The sequence below is a fragment of the Streptomyces sp. NPDC015032 genome, assembly GCF_043080425.1.
In the GTDB taxonomy this organism is placed as follows: Bacteria; Actinomycetota; Actinomycetes; order Streptomycetales; family Streptomycetaceae; genus Streptomyces.
Genome location: NZ_JBIBVN010000064.1, coordinates 1 through 23,606 on the forward strand (window position 1 = coordinate 1; position 23,606 = coordinate 23,606).

Consider the following 23,606-nt stretch of genomic DNA (forward strand, 5'->3'; position numbering starts at 1 on the left):
CCCGAACACCCACCGTCACCCTCGCCCCATGAACGGGACCCACACCCCCAAAACCGACAGCGCGGGATTGACGAACGACATAGAGGCACCCCCCGGGGGGCGTCGGTTCACTCGTGCTCTGCCCTTACGGCGGCGTCCAGGAACCGGCGGACCAGGGTCCGTTGAACGTCGGGCAGATAGACAAGGCTGACCGGGCTGGGCGGCGCCTCGGTGAGCGGAATGAAACGGAGGGCGGGGTGCTGGGCGCGGCGCTGCGCCACCTCGGGGACGATGCCGATGCCACGGTTGGCGGCCACCGTCTCAAGCCATTCGTCGTAGTTGGCCGTCTCGATGATCTGCTCCGGGCGCTGGTCCGCGGACCAGGACCAGGGGCCGGTGGTGCCGCTGACCGTGTTGACGACCAGGGTCCAGTGCTGGACGTCCGCCCAGCCCAGGTGGCCGAGACGGACCAGATCGCAGTGCTCGGAGCAGACGGCGATGCGCGGTTCGTCGTACAGGTGCACCGTGCGCGCTGCCCTCGGCGGGTCGAAGTCGCCGCGGACCAGGACGATGTCGGCGGCGCGCTGCCGCAGAGCCTGAAGGGGATCGTCGGTGCGGGTCAGAGTGACCGAGGCTCCGGTGTCCTGCTCGAAGTGGCTCACCGCCTGCTGGGCCCAGGGGTCGGGCAGCAGCCAGCTGAAGCCGAGCCGGAGGGTGACCTTGTGGCGCACGACGGCCAGGGCCTGGTCGAGGGTGGCAAGGACACGCTCGGCGTGGAGGAGGAACTCGGCGCCGGTGGCCGTCAGCTCGACGTGCCGGGAGGAGCGGTCGAGGAGGCGGACGTTCAGGTTGCCCTCCAACTGCGCGATCGTACGGCTCAGGGCCGGCTGCGTGATCAGCAGTTCCTCGGCTGCCCGGGAGAAGGACCGGTGCCGTGCCACAGACGTGAAGGCCCGCAGGTGACGGAGTTCGACGTCCATGCTCATCGTGCCCCCTTCTCGGATCCATGCCTGCCGTGCATAGCAGCAGCTTAACCGGCATTTCACAAGCGTTCGCGGGCTGTCTAGCGTGGTTGGTGGCCGCTGAACGCCGAGGAAAAGTGATCATGACACCAGGAGCAGCACGACCAATGGCCCCCACCCGCCCGCTCAGGGATTCCCCCTGGACAATCGTGGCCCAGGCCGCGGCAGCGCTCGCCGCGGGTATGGGGATCGGCCGGTTCGTGTACACCCCCATCCTGCCGCTCATGCACGCCCAGGCAGGTCTGTCCTCGGGGCTCGGAGCAAGCCTGGCCACCGCGAACTTCATCGGCTACCTCGCGGGTGCCCTCGTCAGCATCGCCGTTCCGGCCGTCGTACGCTCGGCCGCGACCTTGCGCGGCTCGCTGGCCGTCACGATCGCGACCCTGGCGCTCATGCCGGCCACGCACGACGGCACCGCCTGGTTCGTGCTGCGGCTGGTGGCCGGCGCCGCCAGCGCGCTGGTGTTCGTGATCGCCGTCAGCGCCATGCTCTCCCGCCTGCAGGCGCACGCACACCACATGGCCGGATGGGCCTTCGGCGGTGTCGGCGCCGGGATCGCCCTGTCCGGCCTGCTGGTGGTGGTCGTGCAGACGGCGGCCACCTGGCAGGCCGCCTGGTGGGCCTGCGCCGCGCTCGCGGCCCTGCTCGCGGCCGTCGCCTGGCCCCTCACGTCCGAACCGGAAACAGAGGCCGCTGAAGCCGCCGGTCCGGCCGAACGACCCCGCACCCACCGCTGGTTCATCGCCCTGTTCGCGAGCTACACCTTCGAGGGCATCGGCTACATCATCGCCGGCACCTTCCTGGTCGCGGCGATCCAGCAAGGCATCCAGGGCTGGCTCGGCAGCGGCGCCTGGATCGTGGTCGGACTCGCCGCCCTGCCCTCCTGCGCCCTGTGGACCCGCCTGGCACGCCGCTGGTCGCGACCGGTGCTGCTGCTCACCTCGCTGAGCATCCAGGCGGTCGGCATCGCGCTGCCGGCTTTGCTCGACGGCGCTGCCCCGGCGCTGGTCTCCGCCGTGCTGTTCGGCGCCACATTCATGGGCGTCAGCACGATCGCCCTGTCGATCGGCACTCATCTGCAAGTGCCGCGCGCCGTGGCCCTGCTGACCGCCGGATACAGCGCCGGCCAGATCCTCGGCCCGCTGCTGGCCGCACCCCTGCTGCGTCACGGCTACCACCAGGCCCTCCTGCTGGGCAGCACCATGGTCGCAATCGCCGGAGTCGCGGCCGCCGCCGTCTGCATCCGCTTTCCGCACCACCTCGATCCCGTCGCCTCGACGGCCTGACACCCGTACCCCAGGAGGAGTTGTCAGGAGCAGACTGCTGTCCGATCTCGGAATCGACCTCCCGGTCCGCGTCGCGTCGATGGCTGGCGGACCGAGCACACCCGCACTCGTCACGGCGGCCGCGCGCCGGCGGCCCACTCACCCACACCTCGTGGGAGCCGGGCCAGGACTGGCACGACGCCTTCGGGCCCGCCTTCCGCACCCGGTTGCGCACAACACGGGCAGGACCCGGAAGCTGCCCTGGACGCGCTCTGTGTGCAGCAGCCCGAGCGGTTCCAGGAAAGCGGGCGTGATCGAGGCCGGCCCATTCCACAGGCCGGGGTGCAGTCGGGGGAACACCCGCCTCGACAGTCCCTTGAAGGGGCGGGGATGCAGTGGCAGCCGGGCGGCGTGAACGACCGCCCGGCCCGTTTCACACACTGGCCGGCGCCGTGGTGGCCGCCGCACGGACGGCGATGGCCGCAATGTCGTCGTTGAGACGGCCGCGGCTGTAGTGGACCAGGTCTCTGTGCAACTGCTCGAGCAGTCGGGACGGGGAGCCCGCGTCCCACTGGCCCGCATGCTGAACCAGCGGGAAGAATGTGCCGGTGTGGTCGCGGGTCTCGGTGACGCCGTCGGTGTAGAGCAGCAGCTGGTCCTTGTCGGCGAAGGGGACGGTGTCGATGCGGTAGTCCTCCCCGAGCAGCGCGCCCATGTTGATGGGCGGTGAGGGCGCCGTGGGAATGACCTCGCGGATCGCTCCCGCGCCGAACAGCAGCGGAGGGGTGTGTCCGCAGTTGACGATTTCGACGGCCGATCCGTCGCCGGGGATCTCGACGAGCAGAGCCGTGGCGAAGTACTCCGTCTGATCGCCGGGCATCAGCGTGGTGTAGCGGCTCGTACTCACGTCCAGCCGGCGTGCCAGCCGTGCCAGGTCCGGCTCGTCGTACGCGGCTTCCCGGAAGCAGCCGACGATCGCTGAAGCCATGCCAACCGCAGGGAGGCCCTTGCCGCGCACGTCTCCGATGATCAGTCGGACGCCGTGGGCTGTCTCCAGTGCTTCGTAGAAGTCGCCGCCGACGCAGGCCTGGGCCGCGGCGGCCCGGTACAGGACCTCGATGTCCAACCGGCCGAGGCGGTGCGGCATGGGGCGCAGCAGGACTTTCTGGGTCGTCTCGGCGACGGAGCGGACGTCGGCGAGGGTCTGCTCCCGCTGCTGGCGCACATGGCTGGCGTAGGCGGCCGCGGCGGTAACCCCAGTGATCACTGCGAAGGTGAACAAGTATGTCTGCGACCCACCCGGATGGCCGACGGTCACAGCGATCACTACGTCGATGACCGCGGCGAGCACGCCGATGGCCACCGTTCCGACCACTAGCCACACCGAGGCAGCGAGAGCGGGGGCGACCGAGAGAAAGCGGCTGAAGCGGACGTTGCTGGGAGTCACAAAGGCCAGCACGGTGATGATGGCGGTCAGCGCCAGGGGCGCCAGGAGCGCCAGCTCCTCCCGGAGACCGCCCGCGCGGAGCCAGAATCGACCGGAATAGTTCATATGGGCGACGATCGGCCCATGGGAGTCCGCTCGCGTACGTGGCGGGGCTGATAGCTGCATGATTGGGTGCCTTCCTGGTCGCGTTCAGCGGCCGCCTCTCACGCTAGGCAGCGTGTGGATCGCCTGTGAAATGCCGGTTGAGTTGCCGCCATGCACGGCAGGCATGGATGCACCTCGGATGCCGGCAGCGCGTGGCGCGCCCACCAGCGGCGCAGGCGCAATGGCGGGTGCGTGCGCAGCACGAGCAGGCCGTGCCAGGCGCGTGAGCACACTGGCCGGGTGCGGGCTTCGAGCGGCGGCTGTCCGTGGTCAGTTCAGCGCGGGGACGTCGTTGGGGGTGAACTCAACTCACGCGCCCGCTCGGCAGACGACCTCGCCCACCGGACCCGTCGATTCCTACGCGCCGCCACGCCAACCCCACATCGTCCGCGGCTACTTCCACGCGCGAGGCATTCACTGCACCACCACGTGGACAGACCAACGGTTCCAGCTCATTACAAGCCGCAGCCGGGTCCTTCCCGCAGGGAGACTCCGAGCAGCGCCTCCAGCTGGTCAACAGTGTCCTCCGGCTTGACCGCATGCACTGCTGCGAATCCCAACTCAACTGCCGGTGCGAGATATTGCTCCGTATCGTCCACGAACACGCAGGCTTCTGCCGGTAGTTCCAGCATCTTCAGTACGAGCTCGAAGATCGCGGGCTCCGGCTTGCGCATCCGGTGGTGTTCGGAGATGACCACGGCATCGCAGAGATTCTCCAAGTCGTAGCCGTCGTAGAGGTTCCACGGGTGCAGGCCGACGGAGTTGGACAGAACGCCCACCTTCACGCCGGCACGCCGGGCGGCCGCCGCCGCCCCGATCACCGCAGGCTCCGAACGCAGATCGGCGAAGATGCGGCCGATGAGGTTGTCGTCCGCCACACCGATGGCCTTGCCGGCATGGAGGTTCCACTCGGACTGGCTGATGGTGCCGCGCTCAAGGTCGTGGGTTCGCCGGGTCATTTTCTCGTTCAGGTACAGAGCGGTGAGGCAGGCGCCCTCGGTCAGTCCCTCGCGTTTCTCGAAAGCAAGCACGGCGGGCAGGAGGGGGGTTGTGAGCACGCCTCCGAAGTCGAGGATGAGACCGGTCCGGTAGGACAAGGGGAAACTCCAAGTGTCAAAGGGCTTCTTGAGTCTGCCGTGGGCAATGGTTCAAAGGGTGCGGGCGGATGCGTAGCCGATTCCAGGATCCGTAGGCGTCCACCAGGCCTGCGCCGATGCCCTGCGACGCACCGGTGATAACGGCGGCCTCCTGGTCGGGAACGCTCATGATGACCTTCTTCGCAGATAGTTGCGCGACCGGCACTTGTCACTGACACTAAGATTTAGTCGACCGGTCGACAATACTTCAGGGTGTTGCGACAACGCACCCCGCGCCGGCCTCCTCCGGCTGTCGCGGGCCACGACCGCCGGACTCCGGCGGTCGTGTCGAAACTCCCGGGAAAGAGACTTCTGATGACTTCGCCGCTCGCTGATCTTGGGATTGAGATGCCGGTTCTGGCAGCGCCGATGGCAGGCAGCCCGACTACACCCGAACTGGTCATCGCGGCGGCCGCTGCCGGCAGCCTCGGCTTCCTCGCCGGCGGGTACAAGACCGCGGAGACCCTGGGGGAGCAGATCGCCCGCGTTCGCGCGGCGGGCGTCGGATTCGGGGTCAACCTGTTCGCTCCCCGGCCCGCGCCGGTGAACCCCGGAGCATTCCGCGCTTTCGCCCGCGCGATCGCGCCGGAGGCCCGGGTCTACGGTCTCGACGTCACAGAAGCCCGGATCGTCGAGGACGACGACCACTGGGCAGACAAGATCGATCTCCTGCTCTCCCGCCCGGTACCCGTCGTCAGCTTCACCTTCGGCCTCCCGGGACCGGCCGTCATCGCGGCCTTCCGTGCGGCCGGAACACTGGTCGTCCAGACCGTCACATCCCCGGTGGAAGCGCGCGCCGCCGCGGAAGCGGGCGCCGACGTACTGGCTGTGCAGGCTTCAGCCGCGGGAGGCCACTCAGGCACGTGGACCCCGCAGAGCACGCCCGCCGCTGTGCCCCTGCCCGACCTGCTGAGGGCGGTTCGGGAGGAGGTGTCTGTGCCCCTCGTCGCCGCAGGTGGCATTGCCACACCGGACACTACGACCGAAGCGCTTGCGGCCGGGGCTGCGGCGGTCATGGTGGGCACCGTCCTGCTGCGCGCCGACGAAGCCGGGACTTCGATTCCCTACCGGGCCGCGCTCGCTGACCCGGCGCGCCGTCGGACCGTGGTGACGCGGGCGTTCACAGGCCGCCCGGCGCGAGCCTTGCGCAACGACTTCACCGACCGGTACAGCGGCCTCGCGCCGGACGGTTACCCTGCCCTGCACCACTTGACAAGCCCGATGCGCAGCGCCGCAGCAGCCGCGAACGATCCCGAGCGGATCAACCTGTGGGCGGGAACGGGCAACCGCCACGCGACGGCTGAGCCCGCCGCACAGATCCTCCGCCGTTTGGGCTCCCGGGTGTGAAAGGACCGGTCCTCCGTGTGGCTGAGACAGTGTGACCGGTGGTGACTTCTGGGGCAGGTCGGGGCGGAGGAATTCGGTCAGCAGGGCGCGCGGTGGCAGTCCGTACGCACTGACCTGTCCATTGGCCACGAAGGCCGTGCGGCACCGGAGACGTCATCGGTGAGACTTCCCCGACCCGACCCGACCCGACCCGACCCGACCCGGTCGGGTCGGGTCGGGTCGGGTCGCAGGATGTCCGGCACGACGGTGCCGAGGGGGCTGCGGTCGCTTTGGAGGCCGGGCAGCCGTTCTCCCGCAGGAGCCCCTGTCCACCGGCCCCGTACTCCGACGGGCAGCCTGCAGCCGCCAGCATGTGCGCAGGCGTCGAGGGCTCCTGGCGCGGCACGCGTAAGCACCTCGCCGGCCGCCTTACCGGGTCGCAGCGGACGGTTGGGCGGTTCCGCAGGGACCGGAGTCCAGGCGGCGCGGATGACTCCTCGCCCGGGCCTTCACGTTTGACGGTTCTGACCGTTTGCCACTAGCCGACTGGTCGACTAATCTAGTCGACCGGTCGGCTTTCCGACTGTACGAAGTCCCCCATGAAACGAAACCGAGTCCCCATGAAGTGGAGAGCCCGCGTGGCCACCCCAGTCAAGCTTGCCGTCGTCTACTACTCGTCCACCGGCACCATCACCGAGATCGCCAAGGAGCTCCGCGATGCCGGCCTCAAGGCCGGTGCTGAGGTCCGCCTGCTCAAGGTTGCCGAGCTCGCCCCGCGGGAGGCCATCGACGCCAACCCCGCCTGGGCCGCCAACCACGCCGCCACCGCGGGCGTCCCCGAGGCCACCCCCGAGGACATCGAGTGGGCCGACGCCGTCATCTTCGGCACCCCCACCCGCTTCGGCAATGTCTCCTCCCAGCTCAAGCAGTTCATCGACACCCTCGGCGGCCTGTGGGCCCAGGGCAAGCTCGCCGACAAGGTCTACAGCGGCTTCGTCTCCACCGCCACCGCGCACGCCGGCCAGGAGTCCACCCTGCTCGCCCTTTACAACTCCATCCACCACTTCGGCGGCATCACCGTCACCCCCGGCTTCACCGACCCCGCCAAGTTCACCGACGGCAACCCCTACGGCACCTCCCACGTCGACGGCCAGGGCGCGAACCCGGTCGACGACACCACCCGCACCGCCGCCCGCATCCAGGCCGAACGCGCAATCAAGATTGCCGCTGGACTCAAGGCCGCGGCCTGATCAGCCCGCTGAACACGGGCATGTCGGCGCCGCTCCGGTGGCCCTGACAGGCCACATCGGTGCCGCTGGCAGCCGGACTGCGAACACTCTCCTGCCGGCGGCACCAGACCCGCGACCCCCTTCGCAGGAGGTCCTTCCGCGGTCGGTCGCAGGGCGGGTGCCGGCGATGACAGATGGCTCCACACCTTGCCGTGCGTACCGCTGAAGCGGCCTGCACCGGCCAGTACTGGCCTCTACGCCCCCGCCATCGGCTGCGCCGACCGCGACACGGGCCCCGGGCCCTCGTGTTCACCGCGACGCGGGTCCCGGGCCCGCGTGCTCACCGCGACGACAGAGCCTCCCGTCCGGTGGATACCCGCCGGCCTTCCCATCGGAAGCAGTGCAGGCTGTCCCGCGTCGGGGGTCGCACGATGCCTCTCACAGACGGTTCCGACCGCCCGGAGGCCCCTTACAGAACCGAGAGAGGAAAGGCTATGAAGGAGTTCCTGGTCACGCTCACCACGACCGTGCCCGAGGGCACCGACCCCGCCGAGGTCAGCCGGCGCCGCGCCAATGAGGCTGTCCGGGCGATGGAGCTTGCCTCCACGGGCCACTTGGTCCGGCTGTGGCGCCCTGTGGGTGAGCTCCGCAGTATCGGCGTGTGGCGTGCCGACAATGAAGCGGACCTGCGCGAGAAAGTCCTTGGGACCCTGCCCCTGTGGCCCTGGATGACCGCAGTGGTCACCGCCGTACAGCCGCACCCCAACGACCCGGGCCCGACCGGCTGCACCGCCTAGCCCAGGCATTTCCGTGTCCATTGCTCCCTGCGGCGGCCGCAGGGAGCAATGTTGGATCAACCCCCGCGTGATGCCGTTGTCCAGGCAGGAGGCATGTTCCACGGGCGAGGCAACGCTCGCCATCGGGTGCCGCCCGTGCGGCCCCTTCACGAGAGGAGGACCTGATGAACAGCACAGCAGTGCAGGGCTCGGTCCCGTGTGGCGTCATGGACCGGTGGAAGTCCGGGATCGACGCACACGAACCGCAGCAGGTCGCCTCATGTTCACCTGTTCACCGAGGGCGTCATCTTCCAGGTACTTCGTCCCTGCGTCGTCGGCCATCAGGGAGGCGCGGGATACTGCGATTCCCAGCCTCCCGGGTTGACGGCGGACTACCAGGTACTGGAAACACGGCAGTTGGCCGGGGATGTCCTGCTCGGCTGCCTGGGTGCCGACCTTCGTCCGCGTCGTACGAGACGACGGTGACCGGTACCTGCAGCATGTCCGCCCTCTCGAAGTCGTCGAAGCCTGCGGGCGCGGTGCTGGTGCCCGGGCGTTGCAGCGCCCGGTAAGCGCCCTGCGTGATGCGGTTGTTGGTGCAGAAGAGTGCCGTGGGCGCATCCTCGCGGTCCAACAGCTCCATGGCCGCATTTCTGGCGCATCACACTAGTAGGGCTTTGTTAGGTACCCCGGATGATCAAGCAGGAGTAGGGTTGTGATCTTCTTTCAGGTGTGACACCTGAGGAGATGGAAGAGGTCCGTCCGCGCCTGGAGGCGTTCGCGGCTCAGATGCTCGGCTCGCTGGTCCGTCGGGACCAGCGGGCCAAGGGCGAGATGTATCTGCGCGGGCTGATGCTGGACGGCAAGCGCAAGTCGATGCAGCCGATGGCCGAGCGCCTGGGCGTGGACCACCAGCAGCTCCAGCAGTTCGTCTCCTCCTCCACCTGGGACTACTCCAAGGTCCGGGAACGGTTGGCCCGTTGGGCTGCGGCGCACATCTCGCCCGAGGCGTACGCCATCGACGATGTCGGCTTCCCCAAGGACGGCTACGACTCGCCGGGGGTGGCACGGATGTACTGCGGCGCGCTGGGCAAGCGCGGCAACTGCCAGATCGGGGTCAGTGTGAACCTGGTCAGCGACCGTGCCTCCTCCGCCGTCGACTGGCGCCTGTTCCTGCCCGAGAGCTGGGACGACACCAAACACGGCGACGACGCTTTGCTGGCCGAGGCGGTCCGACGCCGCCGTGCCAAGGCCGGCATCCCCGAGACTGCTCGCCACCGGGAGAAGTGGCGCCTGGCCCTGGACATGCTCGACGAGGTTCGCGAGGACTGGGAGTTGCCTGACCTGCCGGTCGTCGCCGACGCCGGATACGGCGACGCCACTGGCTTTCGCGAGGGCCTGACCGAGCGCGGCCTGGCCTACGCGGTCGCGGTCAAAGCCACCACGACCGCACACCCCGGCGACGCCACGCCCGAGCGCCCGCCGTACTCCGGGCACGGCCGCCCACCCGTGTCCGCCTACCCCCAGCCACACACCACCCTGCGCACGCTGGCCCTGACAGCCGGACAAACGGCCACCCGCACCGTCACCTGGCGCCAGGGCAGCAAGGCCACCAAGCACAACCCGAACGCCGAAATGCGCTCGCAATTCCTGGCCCTACGGGTCCGCCCGGCCAACCGACACATCCGCCGGGCCGCCGACGGCTCCCTGCCCGACTGCTGGCTGCTCGTCCAGTGGCCACCCGACTGCGCCGAGCCCACCGACTACTGGCTCTCGACACTGCCTGCCGACACCCCACTACGCGAGCTGGTGCGAATCGCCAAGATCCGTTGGCGAGTTGAGCACGACTACCGCGAGCTCAAGGATGGTCTCGGCCTGGACCACTTCGAAGGCCGCAACTACCTCGGCTGGCACCGCCACGCAACCCTTGCCTCCCTCGCCCAAGCCTTCTGCACCCTGCTCAGGAACGACCCAAAAGCCCCTGCGCCGGCCTGACCCTCTACGCGGTCCTCCGCGAACTCCAGGCACTCCTGGCCACCTGGACCGGCGCCTGCTCGATATGCGGCCAACCCGCAGCACCCCCCGAACCCCACCACAGAACCTAACAAAGCCCTACTAGGCGTCAAGCGGTGGGGGAGACGACGTGTGTCGCTTGAGTTGCTCGGCGACTGTCTCCAGTAGTTCGTCGGAGAATTCTTCGTCGGCCACGGCCCGGGATATGAGCACGGCGCCGACCAGGGCGCTGAGGGTGAGCATCGCCTCGCCCCGGGCATCTGCGGCGTTGTCGTCCAGGCCCGCGATCAGGTCGAGATACGTGTGGACCTGCTTCTCATATGCCTCTTTGAAGTGCTGGTCGCCGCGCCCGGCGGCGGCTCCGAGGGAGACCAGTGCGCAGCCGGTGGCCGGCCCGTCGCGGTGTCGCTTCGCGAGGTAGCCCTCGATGAGACCGGCTCGTGCGTCCTGATCGTTCTTCCGGGCGGCCCGCTCCATCTTTGCCGAGCCCTCGGCCAGAGCGGCGGCAGCCGCCTGGGTGATCAGATCGTCACGTGAGTCGAAGTGCTTGTAGAAGCCGCCGTGCGTGAGCCCGGCCTCCTTCATGAGGTCCGCGATGCCGGGGCGGCTGACGCCTTCGGCGCGGACCTTGCGGGACGCGATCCGCAGCACTCGTTCGCGGCTCGCCGCCTTCTCCGACTGCGAGTGGCCCATGCCAGCCCTGCCCTCCGTCGAGTGGCGCAGCGCAATCACCGCGCAAACTGGATGATGTGCATCATACGCCCTTGTCTCGTACGGGCGATTCGGTGCTGTTCGTTTGACTTTCAGGATGTCGGCCATCATCCTGAATCTGGATGTTATTCGTAATCCAGATGGGAGCTGAACCGTGTCCCGGACCAATGACCCCCGTCACACCGCCGTTTTGCTGGTCGACCCCTACAACGACTTCCTGTCGGAGGGCGGCAAGATCTGGCCGCGTTTGGAGCCCGTAGCGGAGGAGGTGGGCCTGCTGCAGCACCTGCGCACCGTGGTCACCGCCGCCCGCGAGAGCGGCGTCCGCATGGTGTTCGTTCCCCACCGTCGCTGGGAACCGGGTGACTACGAGAGGTGGGATCACCCCAACCCCACCCAGCGCGCCATCATGGAGCGGCACAGCTTCGCCCGCGGCACCTGGGGCGGCCAGTTCCACGCCGACTTCCAGCCGCAGGCCGGCGACATCGTGGTCCAGGAGCACTGGGGGCAGAGCGGGTTCGCCAACACCGACCTCGACTTCCAGCTCAAGCAGCACGGCATCACCCACGTGGTGGTCGTCGGCCTGCTGGCGAACACCTGCATCGAGTCCACCGGCCGCTTCGCCATGGAACTGGGTTACCACGTGACGCTGGTGCGTGATGCCACCGCGGCGTTCCTGCCCGAGATGATGCACGCCGCGCACGAGCTGAACGGCCCCACCTACGCCCACTCCATCACCACCACGGACGAGCTCACCGCCGCATTCAAGGGAGCGCGCGCATGACACTGACCGGAGATCTGCTGATCGGAGCGGCCGGTGTGCCCGCCACCGCGGGAACGATGAAGGCGTTCAACCCGGCTGTCGGAGAACTCATCGAGCCGGAGTTCGCCTTCGGCGGCGCGGCCGAGGTCGACCGCGCGGTCCGCCTTGCCGACGAGGCCGTCGACAGCTACAGCCACACCGGGCCGGCCGAGCGAGCCGCCTTCCTCGGCCTCGTCGCAGACAAGCTCGAGGCGGTCAAGGACGAACTCGCCGCCCGTGCCTCGCTGGAGACCGGCCTGCCCACCGCCCAGTTCGAGGGCGAGGTGGTACGGACCGCCGGCGTGTTCCGCAAGTTCGCCACCGCTGTCCGTCAGGGCCGCTTCCTCCAGGTGGCCATCGACACCGCGCAGCCGGACCGCCAGCCCACACCGCGCATGGACCACCGGCTGCAGAAGGCGGCACTCGGCCCGTGGTGATCTTCGGCGCCAGTAACTTCCCGATCTCCTACTCAGTGGCGGGCGGTGACACCGCCTCAGCCCTGGCGGCAGGCTGCCCCGTCGTCATCAAGGCCCACAACGCACACCCCGGTGCCTCCGAGATCCAGGGCCGTGTCATCCAGGAGGCCGTCGCCGAGGCGGGACTGCACGAAGGCGTCTTTTCCCTCGTCCGTGGCGCCGGCAATGAGATCGGTGAGGCGCTGGTGGACCATCCTCTGGTCCGGGCGGTCACCTTCACCGGCTCCGAGGGCGGCGGCATGGCCCTTTACCACCGGGCCCAGCAGCGTCCCGACCCCATCCCCGTGTTCACCGAGATGACCAGCGTCAACCCGACCTTCGTACTGCCCGCCGCCCTGGCGGCGCGCGGCGCGGAGACCGGCGGCGGCCTGGTCCAACGTGCGATGTACAACGCCGGGCAGGCATGCCTGAAGCCCGCCATCCTCCTCGCCATCGATGGGCCCGGCTTCCAGGAACTGCGTGACGCAGCGATCGCCGAGGTGGAGAAGGTGGCCGCACGGACCATGCTCACACCCGGCATCCACGACTCCTACGTCCGCAACGCGCAGCGCATGGAATACGGTGGCGCCACCCTGATCGGCGCAGGACCGGTGCCGGCCCACGCGTGGGACGGCCAGTCCCTGTTGTACGAGGCCACCGGTGAGCAACTGCTGGCCGACCCCGCCCTGCGCGAAGAGATTTTCGGCCCCGCCATCCTGCTGGTCAGGCTGACCGGCTTGGATCAACTGCTTGAGGTGGCCCGTGCCTTCCGCGGACAGCTCTCGGCCAGCCTGCACGCCGAGGCCGCCGACCGTGCCGCCGCCGAACAGCTCCTGCCGATACTGGAGCGCCGTACCGGCCGCATCGTGTTCAACGCCTTTTCGATACCGCAGGAGGTCTCCTACGCCTCCACCCACGGCGGTCCGTTCCCGGCCACCTCCGACAGCCGCTTCACCTCCGTGGGCATGGGCGCGATCGAGCGGTTCATACGTCCGGTCACCTACCAGAACTTCCCCGACGACCTCCTGCCGCAACCGCTGCGCGAGGCGAACCCGCTGCACCTGTGGCGGCTCGTCGACGGAGAGCCGACCCGGTACTGACCCTAGGGCCCGTTCGCTCAACCGCACGGGCCTGTTCGCTCTCCTGCAAGGAAAGGAGCCTCATCCATGACCACCACCGGCCAAGCGGCCGCAGGGAATGAACGCAAGGCCCATGAAGAGGTCCGCAAGAAGCTGCTCGGCGCATGGCAACTCGTGTCCTACGCCGCCAGAAGCACCGACGGGAAGGTCATCCACCCCCTCGGCCCCACCCCCTACGGCCTGATCGTCTATACACCCCAGGGATACATGTCCGCCCAGTTGGGGCGCGGTGACCGCCCACCCCTGAGATCAGCACGTCTTGAGGACGCATCGACCGATGAACTGGCCCATGCAGCGGCCGACTACGTCGCCTACGGCGGACCGTTCGAAGTCGTCGACCCCACAACCGTCGAACACCACGTCACCACCAGCCTCTTCCCGAACTGGATCGGACGGCCCCAGGTCCGGAAGGTGAGTTTCGACGGCTCACTCCTCAAGCTCAGCGCCGCCGCTCCCACCCGCCTGTGGGGTGCGGAACGCACAGCCGAACTCACCTGGAGCAAGGCCGGCCCGACTGCCGGCCGCGCTTGAGCCCCTCCCTCGAGGTACACCCGGCACAGTCGCCTCTGTCTCCTTGCGTACGCACGCGACGCACCTGCCCGACCTCGACCGCGTGAGCAGCTCGTGAAGGCGACCGTCAGCCATCACACCCTCAATACATTTCCCTCGGAAACGGGCCTTCCGCCCGAAGCGCACCCTCGCAACCGCCAGTAAGGATCGAGTTCATGAGCACCCACGAGCAGTTCGCCGTCCAAGAGATCAGCCCGTCCTACTGGAGGGTGACCTTCTCCAACGGCGAGATCAACCTGATAGACCCCGACACCATCGAGCAGCTCGCGGAACTGATTACCCGCATGGAGCAGTCCCCCGATCTCACCGTCGTCGTTTTCCGCAGCGCCAACCCGGACTTCTTCATGGCCCACTGGGACATGTTGGCGGACCGCTCCCGCGTGGCCGCTATGAAGCCGGCCCCCTCCGGCCTCCACCCCTTCGCCGACAACCTTCACCGGCTCGGAAAGGTGCCCGCCGTCACCATCAGCGAGATCAACGGCCGCGCCCGCGGCGCCGGCAGCGAGTTCGTCCTGGCGACTGACATCCGCTTCGCCGGACCGGCCGCCATCCTCGGACAGTTCGAGGTGGGCGTCGGAGCGGTCCCCGGAGGGAATCCCACTGGCCGGTTGCCTCGCCTTCTCGGCCGGGGACGAGCCCTGGAGATCCTGCTGGGCGCCGACGACTTCCCCGCCGACCTCGCGGCGGCTTACGGCTACGTCAACCGTGTCGTGCCGGAGGGCGAACTGGAGCAGTTCATCGATGCCTTCGCCCGTCGGATCGCCGGATTCGACAAGGTGGCGGTGCGAGAGACCAAGTCGCTGGTCGACGCGGTCACTCAGCCTCCCGCCGAGGAGTTCGGGGCGGCACTGGCGGCCTTCTTCCGCACCTTTGGCCGACCGGAGAACGCCCACCGCGTCAAGCGGCTCCTCGACGGCGGCCTCCAGCGACCGGACGGCGTCGAGCGCGACCTCGGCCGACACGTGGCCCACTCCTCTTGACGACACGCACCGAAGAACTCGTCCAGGATGCCGACAGCACCGCTCGGGAACCTGGCGAGCATCGGCCCGCATCACCACTGGCCGACCCATACCGGAGCCGCGGCGTAAGGCAGAGGCGGGAGGCCGGTCTCTGCAGGAGCTGGGCAGCCCGGTTCGACGGCAGCCGGTGCCGGCCCACGGTTTGATGCGCTCGGGGTCCTGGGCGGCGACTGCGGCCCTTCACATGGGATCGGTCACGCGGGCCACCACGCACATCGAGACGTGGTCGGGGCGCTGACATCCCCTCTGCGCACCCCTGCCGCCCGACTACCGAAACCGGACAGGGTGGGGCTCAGGTCGAAGTGCGCCCGGTTCCGGCCGAGGTCCCGGTGACGTGCCCTGCTGAGTGGACGGCAGGAAAATACACCGGGCCCTGGGACTGCTGGCTCAGAACGAGTCGCCATGCCAGTGGGTTGCTCCCGTGGCCTGCAGCGTGGCGCGTATCGCCTCCGGCGGGGCAAGGAGCGGGCGGGCCATACCCACCGCCTGCGTCCGCTCCCGGGCCTGATCCTGGGCGAGAAGCCGGGGCAGGGCAGCGCGGACGGCTGGGTCCTCGGGGAGGTGGGCCCGGCCGACTGCGGCGCCCGCCGCACGGGCCCGGCGGGCCACCGCGGCGAGCAACTCACCGAGGGCCGCCGGTGCGGCTTCCGTCACCGCGCACTCGCGGACCTCGACGGTCTCGCCGATGTGCTGGGTCACGGTGTAGCCGACTGCCGTCCCCCCGTTGTCCTCGGCGATGAGCCATTCGGCGCCGGGGCCGTACCAGGCGGGCACGCGGTGGATCCAGTCGTTGGCCGTCCGCACCGCGGTGAGTGGGCGTGCGGCGTTGAATCCGGCGTGCAGTTCTGCCAGCCGCGGGGCGTCGGCCGGGGTGGCCGCACGGATGCGGAAGCGGGGCTCGGGTGGGCCAACAGTGGTGAGCGGGCCCTCAACCCAGGAGGTGCGGAAGCCGGTCCAGCCCGAGCGCTCGTAGACCCCGGGAGTGTCCGTGAACAGCAGGGACCATGTGCAGAACTCGGCGGTCATGGCCTCGGCGGCCATGGTGAGCAGCCGGCGAACCAGGCCCTGGCCCCGTGCTTCGGGGCGGGTGGCGACATTGCCGATACCGCCCACCCGTTCGACCCGGCCGCGGGCGTCGCGGAGCTGCCGCGGCACGTAGCAGACAACGGCGTCGACCGTGTCACCGCGCGCGGCCACGAAGGTCCGCCGGTGGCGGTCGGGGTCCAGGGCGTGCAGCGCCGGGAGGTGCGGGGGGTCGAAGCAGATCGCCCATAGCGTGTGCACGGCTGCCTCGTCGGCCGGGGCGAGAGTGCGCAAGGTGTGTGTCATGGCGTCAAGTTTCCTTCTGTGCTGACCCGGCCCCCAAAGGGTGGCAGAGCTGGGCGTCGTCGTACGCCGCGTACGCGGCGGGGCAGATGAAGCGCATCCGGTGCATCTGTTCGGCGAGCACGCCGCCGTCCACGACGACCCGGGCCCCGCTGATGTACGCCCCGGAGTCCGAGGCGAGCAGTCGCAGCGCGCCCACGTTCTCGTCGGGCACCGAGTAGCAGCCGAGCGGAATACGCTCCCGGCAGGCCGTCTCGAACGCATCGCGGTCGAAGGGGGAACACGCCGCCGATCGGGGTCCGGACCGTGCCGAGTGCGAGGGTGTTGGCGGTGCTGCCGTGCGGTGCGAGTCCGACGGCGAGGGCTGAGCGCCGCATCGACGACACCGGGCCACGGCGTACGGTCGCCGTGGCCCGGTGTCCGCGCGTGGGTGTCACCCACGCCTGGTCTGTTGAAGGCTCACCGCGTCGACGTATCCGGTCATGAGGTTCCACGCGGACGAGTACAGCGAGACGCGGACCGACGCCGTACCAGGCGGAGCTGTACCACTCGCCTGCGCGTCGATCCACCGCCGCTGGTCCGCGCCGCGGAGCGGTGCGCTCGCCATCCGGCCGACCGGCCGGCCGGCCCTGTCGAGGAAGCTCAGCAGCAGCACCGAATCGTCGGTGCTTCCGTCCTCGATGTATACCTTGCCACGGGCCCGGTAGTACGCCCCCGCCGCAGCCGGCACCGGCTCACTGGTCAGCTCCGCCGACGCCTCGGGGCCGCTCCGGGCCGCATCGACGATCTTCATGCTGCGTCTGCCGGTGTACGCCCGCTCTTGGGAGAGGGCGAACAGGGCGCCACCGCCCTTCCACCCTGGGACGGCGCCGTCGTCCAGCGGCGCCACCTCGAAGCCGGCGTTGTCGACGGCCACGGCGCCGGTCAGGCCGTGGCGCACCGGGATCATCCGCAGCCGGGACTGCGCCGTCTTGCCGAGGAAGTAGATGTTCTCGTGGCCGTCGGCGTCCCGGGCCAGGGTCATGAAGGCGACCTCCTCGTCGTAGTCGCCGAGTGTCACGTGGTCCATGGTCCTGGGGTCCACAACAGTGAGCTTGCCGGCCAAGGTGGTGTACAGCAGGCCGTCGGCGCCCCAGCGGAGGTAGACCGGCCGCCACATGCCGTACTTCTTCACCTCGGGGTAGACGTTCTTGTACTTGACGACCCGGAGGGTGTCCGGGTCCATCGCGAACAGGAATCCGTCGGCCGCGCCCCACAGCAGGCCGTCGCGGCCGAAGCCGAGACCGCTGATCATCTTCGGGCTGTCGAGGCCGGGGAGGCCGAGAGTGAACTCCTTGACCTTGCGTTCGCCGGCGACATCCCAGACGAACATCTTGGCCTCGGACTCAGTGGCGTCGGTCCCCAGACCGCCGTAGACGGTGGTGGAGCCGTAGATCCGTCCGCCGCGCTGGGCGAGCCCGGCGACGCTCTGGTTGTGGACGATGCCGGGGTAGGTCTTCTTCTCCCCGTCGACGGGGTCGTAGATGGTCAGCGCGCCGCCGAGCTTTCCGTAGTCGGGGATGGAGCCGATGAGCAGCTTGCCGTCGTGGGCCTTCATCACGTACGGCCGGTCCTGTCCGGAGCCGAGACGGAACTTCTCGGAGACGGCCGGGGTCGCCGCGTCCAGCTTCGCCGAGGAGATGATGCCTCCGGGGTAGATGCCGAAGTACATCGTGTCGCCCAGGCCCGCCATGCCCTCGGCCTGGCCCATCGGGAAGCGGGTGGTGCGGCCGGTGCGCGGGTCGAATCGGGACCCGGTGCCGCCGGGGTAGCCGCTCATGAACAGCGTGCCGTCCGGCGCCGCCTCCAGGTTGTGCAGCGGGTTCGGCGCGCCCTGCACCACCGAGGGCAGCGCCTTGCTCCGCCGTGACGCGATGTCGAAAGCGGTGATCCTGCCGCCCGACTGCAGGGTGACGAGCGAGGTCCCGGGGAGGTCCGGATCACCGAGCGGTATCCAGGCGGCACCGCGCAGCGAGGTACCGAAGGCGATTCCGGTCGAGCGGGACTCCAGCGTCGCCGTGTCGATCTCGTACAGCTCGCGGTTGTTGGCGACGTACACCTTCCCGTCCCGCGACTGAAGCTGGTTGAAGGAGAAGACCCCCGCGTCGGAAGGCGTGTTCTTGCCGACGGACTTGTCGCTCCACTTGCCGGCGTCGAGGTCGTAGAAGAGCAGCTTCATCTGCGGGTCGGCGAACTTGACGAACAGCCAGCCGTCGACGACCGCCATGTCGTAGGCGAAGGGCACCTCCTGGGGCCCCACTCCGAGGAGCGCCGGGACCTGGCCGGAGATCTTCGTCTTCGTACCGGTGGCGGTGTCGAGCCGGATGACGTCACCGACGGAGCCCACGCCCGCGTAGACGGATCCGTCGTGGTAGGCGATGGAACGCACGTACTGCTGGCCGGGCACCATCTGCCCGTAGTCGTGGAAGTCCTTGCTCCGCGGGTCGTATCTGAACACCTTGCCGTTGGGGAAGGTGCCGATCCAGACATTGCCCTCCGGGTCCGTGGTCATCGACCACAGCGACTTCTCGCCCGGAACGGTGCCGAGCTTGCGCACTTCCTTGTCGGCCGGGCTGTAGCTCCACAGCTCTCCCGTCTGGCCGCCGGTGATGGCGGCGACGTAGACGGTGCCGTCGGGGCCGATCGCATGCCGCCAGGACTGCTGCACGCCAGGCAGCGTGAACGAGCGCAGCAGCCGGTTGTCCCGGATGTCGATGACGTTGAAGATCGCGTTCTCGGCGGAGACCGTCGTGTACATCGTGGGCCGGCCGTCCTCCGTGCCCACCACGGCGTCGTTGACGGAGACCGTTTCCTGCTGGACGCCGAGGTCGGCCTCGGGGCCGAACCACGTCCGGTCCAGTGCCGATTTACTGGTGCCGCCACCTCCCCGGGCCGCGGCCAAGGGCGCAGGACCCGCGATCAGAACGGTCAGGGCGAGCAGCAGGATGAGGAGCGGTCTAGGGCGTTTTCGGGGCACCGTGGTCCCTCCAGATTATGAGAGTCTTCCAAAAAAGTGGGCGTTTTGTTCGCGCGCTTGAGCGACCTCAGCGTCCTCCTGACGCTTGACCATTGCAATATTTTCGTGGACTCTCTGATTAATCCCTACGGCTGAAACGACGTCAAGAGGAGTACATGGACACATCCCGACCCGCCGGCGGTGACTTGGCGCAGCTGCGTCGGCTCAACGCGTTCGGCGCGCTGCAGGCGCTGAGAAGTGCCGGCGCGCCGGTGACGCTGACCGAGCTGGCCACGCTCACCGGTCTCTCCCGCGCCTCGGCGGAGGACCTCGCCACCGAGCTGACCGACCAGGGGTGGGCGGCCGAAGTCCCGCCCGCGCCCGGCGCGGTGGGGCGGCCGGCCCGCCGTTACCGGTTCCGGGCCGAGTCCGGTTACGTCTTCGGGCTGGACATCGGCGCCCACAGCGTCCTCGCCGTGCTCGCCGACCTCTGCGGCACGGTCGTCACCACGGCCCGCCGAACGGTGCCGCCGGACATCCGGCGCGCCGACCGGCTTGCCGTCATCGGCGACGTGATGACCGAGTGCCTGGACGACGCGGGAATCGACGCCCACCGGATCTGGACGATCAGCGCCGGCACCACCGGCGTCGTCGGCCCGGAGGGAGACGTCGTACTCGCGGGAGCGGCCGCCGACTGGACCGGCGTACGGCTCGCCGAGCACCTGGACGAACGCTGCGCCGGGGCGGTCCTGGTGGACAACGACACCCGGCTGGCCGCACTCGCCGAGCAACGCCTCGGTGCGGCACGGGACATCGAGGACGCCGTCTACATCCACGCCGGTCTCGGCCTCAGCGCGGCACTGATCATCGGCGGCCGGGTGCACCGGGGATACGGCGGCGCGGCGGGCGAGATCGGCAGCTTCCCCGTCACCCCCTGGGCGACCGCCGCCACCCGCCTGGCGTGTTGTCCCGCCGTCCCGTCCGACGTACCCCCGCGGAACGCCGCCGCCCATGTGCTGGCCGCCGCCCGCCGGGGCGACACCGTCGCCGTGCGCGCCGTCGACCGCTACGCCAGCGACGTGGCCCTCGGCCTCGCGGCCATGGTGCTGACCGTCGACCCGCAACGGGTCGTGCTGGGTGGGGGACTGGCCCAGTCCGCCGACGTCCTGCTGCCCCGCCTCCGTAACCGTCTGGAGCCGCTGTGCATCCGGGTCCCCGATCTCCAGCCGTCCTCGCTCGGCGACGACCGGGTCGCGCTCGGTGCCATCTGGCGAGCCGTCGAGCACGTCGAGACGACGTATCTCGCGCACAACCGGCGGCCCACGGCGGCGCGCCCGTGAACGGCCGTTCCGGACCTTCCGTCATCGACCCGGGCAGCCCGTGTTCTGGATCGCAGAGACCGCTGCGCGGTCCGCCTTCCGGCTTTCAGGCGGCCCCAGTACCCGCCGTATGCATCGGCAGCTGGCCCCTGTCAGCTCTCCGCACCCGGTAACCGTTGACGGCTCCGCGTCCAGGCATCGCCGCAGGAGACGCCTCCCGGCCCCACCGTACGCGTTGTCCGTCGCGTGCCTCTCCTTCACCTCCAGGGAGCTCTTGGGAATGTCCATGCACCTTCCGATATCCGATCGGCCCGTCCGCGTGGCTCTCGTCGGCGCCGGCAACCGCGGCCTCACCTATGCCGCGTGGATCAAAGCCCACCCCGAACGCGCCCGCCTCGTGGCCGTGGCCGATCCCCGGCCGGCGGCCCGCGCCGCGGCCGGGGCGGAGCTCGAGTTCGACGACTGGCGGCCGCTCGTCGAGGGGGACGCCATCGCCGACGCCGTCATCGTCGCCACCCAGGACCGCAATCACGTCGAGCCCGTCCTGGCGCTGGCGCGGGCCGGGTACGCGATCCTCGCCGAGAAGCCACTGGCGCCCAGCGAGGCCGAGACCCGCACCCTCATCGAGGGCGTGGAGAAGGCGGGCGTACTCTTCGCCGTCTGCCATGTCCTGCGCTACACCCCCTACACCGACCTGGTGAAGGAGGTTGCCGGCTCGGGCGTGCTGGGCGAACTCGTCAGCGTCGAGCACCTGGAGCCCGTCGGCTGGTGGCACTACGCCCACAGCTATGTGCGCGGGCCGTGGCGCAGCGAGAAGGACTCCTCGCCGATGCTGCTCGCCAAGTCCTGCCACGACCTGGACTGGATCTCCTACGTCACCGGGGAGCGCATCGAGCAGGTCGCCAGCTTCGGTGGGCTCAAACACTTCCGGCCCGAGAACGCCCCGGCCGGTGCCGCGGAGCGCTGCCTGGACTGCGTCGTCGAGGACGGCTGCCCCTACTCCGCACTCAAGCTGTACGTGCCGACGCTGCGCGAGCACGGCTCCGTCTGGCCGGTCACCCACGTCACGGACTCCACGGACGAGACCGAGCTGCTGACCGCGCTGCGCGAGGGCCCGTACGGCCTGTGCGCCTACCGCGTCGACAACGACGTGGTCGACCACCAAGTCCTCGCCATGCAGCTGTCCGGCGGCATGACCGCGACGTTCACCATGGTCGCCTTCACCGAACAGACCGACCGCCAGACCCGGATTTTCGGCTCGCACGGCTGGCTGCGCGGCGACGGCAAGCGCGTCACCGTCCACGACTTCCGCACCGACGAGGTCACCGTCCACGAGGTCGACACGAGTGGTTCCAACGCCGCCGAGGGACACGGCGGCGGAGACACGGCGTTGGTTGATGCCTTCGTCCACGCCGTCGCCACGGGTGACGCCGGGGCGGTCCGCTCCGGTCCCGCCACCTCGCTCGGCAGTCATCTGGCGGCGTTCGCCGCCGAACGTGCCCGGCATACCGGCACCGTCCAGACGGTCCCGGCCCAGTGACACCTCTTCCTCGTCCCACTCTCACGTCCTCGGAGGACCGCCTCATGTCCCGTCTCCTCGCCCGTCGTTCCAGAGTCCGCGCCGTCGCCGCCCCCGTGCTGGCCACCGCGCTCGCCGCCGGTGTGCTGGCCGGCTGTTCCGGCAGCGGCGACGGCAACACCGTGACCATGTGGACGTACCCGGTCATCTTCGACGAGGCCAGGAACAAGGCGTACTGGGACGGCCTGGTCAAGGCGTTCGAGAAGGAGCACTCGGGCGTCAGGGTGAAGGTGGAGACCTTCCCGTGGGCCAACCGGGACACCGCGCTGGCCACCGCGATCGCCTCGGGCAAGGGCCCGGACGCGGTCTACCTGATCCCGGACCAGCTGCCGAAGTACGCCAAGAACATCGTCCCGGCCGACGAGTACATGCCGTCCGACGCCAGGTCGGACTACACGGACTTCGCGCTGAAGTCCGTCACGATCGACGGCAAGGCGCTCGGTACCCCGGTCCTGACCAGCGCCAATCCGCTGATCTGTGACAAGCGGGTGTTCGCCGCGATCGGTGAGAAGAGCTACCCGACGAGCTGGGCGGACCTGGAGGCGCTGGCCCCGAAGCTGAAGGAGAAGGGCTACTACGCCACCAGCTACGGCGGTGACACCCAGCAGACCCTGAACATGACCTTCTACCCGCTGCTGTGGCAGGCCGGCGGCGATGTGTTCTCCGAGGACGGCAAGACCGTCATCTTCAACGACGCGGCCGGGGTCAAGGCGCTGACGTATCTGAAGAAGCTCGTCGACGGCGGCTACACCGACAGGGACCTGGTCACCACCACGCCCAAGCTGGAGCAGACCCCGACCGCCAAGGGCAAGGTGGCCTGCACCTGGCAGAACACCCCGGCGGACGTCGAGCCGTTCTGGGGCAAGGAGAACATCGTCGTCCAGCCGCCGCTGAAGGACGTGGAGTCGGTCGGCTACGGCACGGTCGGCGCGCTGTCGATGCTGAAGGGCGCCGACAGGAAGAACACCGGTGACTGGCTGAACTTCGTCGCCGAGTCGAAGAACGCGGCCGGTCTGCAGAAGGGTGCGGGCTACTTCCCGGCCCGCAAGTCCGGCGGCGACCTGTACCCGGGCGACGCCCTGCAGACGGCGGTCGGCGCCACGCTGCCGACCATGACCGTGGGCCCGCTCCAGGACAAGGCCCGTGAGGTCCAGGGCGTCCTCGCGCCGGAGATCCAGGCGGCGCTGCTGGGCAAGAAGAGCCCGCAGGAGGCGCTGGACGCCGCGCAGAAGGCCGCCCAGGCGATGCTCGGCCGCTGAACCGACCGGGCGCGGTGCCGGGTCCGGCCGCACCCGGACCCCGGCCCGCGCATCCCTCCCTGGGGCGGTCCCGTCCGCACCCGGACCCCGGGCCC

At 69.4% G+C, this 23,606-nt stretch carries 21 protein-coding genes; 13 read left to right on the forward strand and 8 right to left on the reverse strand.

The window, feature by feature from the left end:
* Positions 1 to 107: 107 nt before the first annotated feature.
* Positions 108 to 965, reverse strand: coding sequence for a LysR family transcriptional regulator (locus ACF08M_RS39375; RefSeq protein WP_392190116.1), 858 nt, complete (start codon positions 963 to 965; stop codon positions 108 to 110).
* A 143-nt stretch (positions 966 to 1,108) separates the two neighbouring features.
* On the opposite strand from ACF08M_RS39375, the gene ACF08M_RS39380 reads away from it, so the two are divergent.
* Positions 1,109 to 2,287: a YbfB/YjiJ family MFS transporter gene (locus tag ACF08M_RS39380; protein WP_392190117.1), complete on the forward strand. Its 1,179-nt coding sequence runs from the start codon at positions 1,109 to 1,111 to the stop codon at positions 2,285 to 2,287.
* 412 nt (positions 2,288 to 2,699) lie between these two features.
* Here ACF08M_RS39380 and ACF08M_RS39385 read toward each other — a convergent pair whose 3' ends face one another.
* From ACF08M_RS39385 to ACF08M_RS39395, 3 genes are all read right to left on the reverse strand, one after another.
* The gene (locus tag ACF08M_RS39385) at positions 2,700 to 3,818 is read right to left on the reverse strand and encodes a PP2C family protein-serine/threonine phosphatase (protein WP_392190118.1); all 1,119 of its coding nucleotides are present in this window, start codon (positions 3,816 to 3,818) and stop codon (positions 2,700 to 2,702) included.
* A 494-nt stretch (positions 3,819 to 4,312) separates the two neighbouring features.
* On the reverse strand, positions 4,313 to 4,954 hold the full coding sequence (locus tag ACF08M_RS39390; protein WP_392190119.1) for an HAD-IA family hydrolase: 642 nt from the start codon (positions 4,952 to 4,954) through the stop codon (positions 4,313 to 4,315).
* A gap of 16 nt (positions 4,955 to 4,970) precedes the next feature.
* Positions 4,971 to 5,123, reverse strand: coding sequence for a hypothetical protein (locus tag ACF08M_RS39395; protein ID WP_392190120.1), 153 nt, complete (start codon positions 5,121 to 5,123; stop codon positions 4,971 to 4,973).
* Between the two features lie 155 nt (positions 5,124 to 5,278).
* Here ACF08M_RS39395 and ACF08M_RS39400 point away from each other — a divergent pair, with 155 nt between their 5' ends.
* The 4 genes from ACF08M_RS39400 to ACF08M_RS39415 all read left to right on the forward strand — a co-directional run bounded on the left by ACF08M_RS39400 (position 5,279) and on the right by ACF08M_RS39415 (position 10,319).
* Entirely contained in the window at positions 5,279 to 6,340 is a 1,062-nt protein-coding gene (locus ACF08M_RS39400) for an NAD(P)H-dependent flavin oxidoreductase (protein ID WP_392190121.1), read from the forward strand.
* Between the two features lie 617 nt (positions 6,341 to 6,957).
* Entirely contained in the window at positions 6,958 to 7,569 is a 612-nt protein-coding gene (gene wrbA, locus ACF08M_RS39405; RefSeq protein ID WP_392190122.1) for an NAD(P)H:quinone oxidoreductase, read from the forward strand.
* 473 nt (positions 7,570 to 8,042) lie between these two features.
* Entirely contained in the window at positions 8,043 to 8,345 is a 303-nt protein-coding gene (locus ACF08M_RS39410) for a muconolactone Delta-isomerase family protein (RefSeq protein ID WP_392190123.1), read from the forward strand.
* A 711-nt stretch (positions 8,346 to 9,056) separates the two neighbouring features.
* On the forward strand, positions 9,057 to 10,319 hold the full coding sequence (locus tag ACF08M_RS39415; RefSeq protein WP_392190124.1) for an IS701 family transposase: 1,263 nt from the start codon (positions 9,057 to 9,059) through the stop codon (positions 10,317 to 10,319).
* A gap of 120 nt (positions 10,320 to 10,439) precedes the next feature.
* Here the strand turns inward: ACF08M_RS39415 and ACF08M_RS39420 are convergent, their stop codons facing one another.
* Positions 10,440 to 11,030 (reverse strand): TetR/AcrR family transcriptional regulator, encoded by a 591-nt coding sequence (locus ACF08M_RS39420; RefSeq protein WP_392190125.1) that lies wholly within the window; start codon positions 11,028 to 11,030, stop codon positions 10,440 to 10,442.
* Positions 11,031 to 11,202: 172 nt separating this feature from the next.
* On the opposite strand from ACF08M_RS39420, the gene ACF08M_RS39425 reads away from it, so the two are divergent.
* The 5 genes from ACF08M_RS39425 to ACF08M_RS39445 all read left to right on the forward strand — a co-directional run bounded on the left by ACF08M_RS39425 (position 11,203) and on the right by ACF08M_RS39445 (position 14,994).
* On the forward strand, positions 11,203 to 11,832 hold the full coding sequence (locus ACF08M_RS39425) for an isochorismatase family cysteine hydrolase (RefSeq protein ID WP_392190126.1): 630 nt from the start codon (positions 11,203 to 11,205) through the stop codon (positions 11,830 to 11,832).
* A complete protein-coding gene (locus ACF08M_RS39430) occupies positions 11,829 to 12,287 on the forward strand; it encodes an aldehyde dehydrogenase family protein (protein ID WP_392190127.1) in 459 nt (152 codons plus the stop codon). Before ACF08M_RS39425 ends, ACF08M_RS39430 begins: the two co-directional genes overlap by 4 nt.
* Entirely contained in the window at positions 12,281 to 13,405 is a 1,125-nt protein-coding gene (locus ACF08M_RS39435) for an aldehyde dehydrogenase family protein (RefSeq protein WP_392190128.1), read from the forward strand. Before ACF08M_RS39430 ends, ACF08M_RS39435 begins: the two co-directional genes overlap by 7 nt.
* A gap of 66 nt (positions 13,406 to 13,471) precedes the next feature.
* On the forward strand, positions 13,472 to 13,975 hold the full coding sequence (locus ACF08M_RS39440; protein ID WP_392190129.1) for a lipocalin-like domain-containing protein: 504 nt from the start codon (positions 13,472 to 13,474) through the stop codon (positions 13,973 to 13,975).
* A 194-nt stretch (positions 13,976 to 14,169) separates the two neighbouring features.
* A complete protein-coding gene (locus tag ACF08M_RS39445) occupies positions 14,170 to 14,994 on the forward strand; it encodes an enoyl-CoA hydratase/isomerase family protein (RefSeq protein WP_392190130.1) in 825 nt (274 codons plus the stop codon).
* A 426-nt stretch (positions 14,995 to 15,420) separates the two neighbouring features.
* Here ACF08M_RS39445 and ACF08M_RS39450 read toward each other — a convergent pair whose 3' ends face one another.
* The 3 genes from ACF08M_RS39450 to ACF08M_RS39460 all read right to left on the reverse strand — a co-directional run bounded on the left by ACF08M_RS39450 (position 15,421) and on the right by ACF08M_RS39460 (position 19,375).
* On the reverse strand, positions 15,421 to 16,362 hold the full coding sequence (locus ACF08M_RS39450) for a GNAT family N-acetyltransferase (RefSeq protein WP_392190131.1): 942 nt from the start codon (positions 16,360 to 16,362) through the stop codon (positions 15,421 to 15,423).
* 4 nt (positions 16,363 to 16,366) lie between these two features.
* Positions 16,367 to 16,573, reverse strand: coding sequence for a hypothetical protein (locus ACF08M_RS39455; RefSeq protein WP_392190132.1), 207 nt, complete (start codon positions 16,571 to 16,573; stop codon positions 16,367 to 16,369).
* A gap of 219 nt (positions 16,574 to 16,792) precedes the next feature.
* The gene (locus ACF08M_RS39460; RefSeq protein WP_392190133.1) at positions 16,793 to 19,375 is read right to left on the reverse strand and encodes a hypothetical protein; all 2,583 of its coding nucleotides are present in this window, start codon (positions 19,373 to 19,375) and stop codon (positions 16,793 to 16,795) included.
* A gap of 155 nt (positions 19,376 to 19,530) precedes the next feature.
* Here ACF08M_RS39460 and ACF08M_RS39465 point away from each other — a divergent pair, with 155 nt between their 5' ends.
* From ACF08M_RS39465 to ACF08M_RS39475, 3 genes are all read left to right on the forward strand, one after another.
* Entirely contained in the window at positions 19,531 to 20,694 is a 1,164-nt protein-coding gene (locus ACF08M_RS39465; protein WP_392190134.1) for an ROK family protein, read from the forward strand.
* A gap of 259 nt (positions 20,695 to 20,953) precedes the next feature.
* Positions 20,954 to 22,213: a Gfo/Idh/MocA family protein gene (locus ACF08M_RS39470; protein ID WP_392190135.1), complete on the forward strand. Its 1,260-nt coding sequence runs from the start codon at positions 20,954 to 20,956 to the stop codon at positions 22,211 to 22,213.
* Between the two features lie 44 nt (positions 22,214 to 22,257).
* Positions 22,258 to 23,511, forward strand: coding sequence for an ABC transporter substrate-binding protein (locus ACF08M_RS39475; RefSeq protein ID WP_392190136.1), 1,254 nt, complete (start codon positions 22,258 to 22,260; stop codon positions 23,509 to 23,511).
* Positions 23,512 to 23,606: the final 95 nt, after the last annotated feature.

Coding starts and splice junctions, on each gene's coding strand:
- ACF08M_RS39385 (WP_392190118.1), bottom strand. CDS start 3,818: ATGAACTATTCCGGTCGATTCTGGCTCCGCGCGGGCGGTCTCCGGGAG.
- ACF08M_RS39430 (WP_392190127.1), top strand. CDS start 11,829: ATGACACTGACCGGAGATCTGCTGATCGGAGCGGCCGGTGTGCCCGCC.
- ACF08M_RS39380 (WP_392190117.1), top strand. CDS start 1,109: ATGGCCCCCACCCGCCCGCTCAGGGATTCCCCCTGGACAATCGTGGCC.
- ACF08M_RS39465 (WP_392190134.1), top strand. CDS start 19,531: ATGGACACATCCCGACCCGCCGGCGGTGACTTGGCGCAGCTGCGTCGG.
- ACF08M_RS39470 (WP_392190135.1), top strand. CDS start 20,954: ATGTCCATGCACCTTCCGATATCCGATCGGCCCGTCCGCGTGGCTCTC.
- ACF08M_RS39450 (WP_392190131.1), bottom strand. CDS start 16,362: ATGACACACACCTTGCGCACTCTCGCCCCGGCCGACGAGGCAGCCGTG.
- ACF08M_RS39445 (WP_392190130.1), top strand. CDS start 14,170: ATGAGCACCCACGAGCAGTTCGCCGTCCAAGAGATCAGCCCGTCCTAC.
- ACF08M_RS39375 (WP_392190116.1), bottom strand. CDS start 965: ATGAGCATGGACGTCGAACTCCGTCACCTGCGGGCCTTCACGTCTGTG.
- ACF08M_RS39410 (WP_392190123.1), top strand. CDS start 8,043: ATGAAGGAGTTCCTGGTCACGCTCACCACGACCGTGCCCGAGGGCACC.
- ACF08M_RS39420 (WP_392190125.1), bottom strand. CDS start 11,030: ATGGGCCACTCGCAGTCGGAGAAGGCGGCGAGCCGCGAACGAGTGCTG.
- ACF08M_RS39440 (WP_392190129.1), top strand. CDS start 13,472: ATGACCACCACCGGCCAAGCGGCCGCAGGGAATGAACGCAAGGCCCAT.
- ACF08M_RS39395 (WP_392190120.1), bottom strand. CDS start 5,123: ATGAGCGTTCCCGACCAGGAGGCCGCCGTTATCACCGGTGCGTCGCAG.
- ACF08M_RS39475 (WP_392190136.1), top strand. CDS start 22,258: ATGTCCCGTCTCCTCGCCCGTCGTTCCAGAGTCCGCGCCGTCGCCGCC.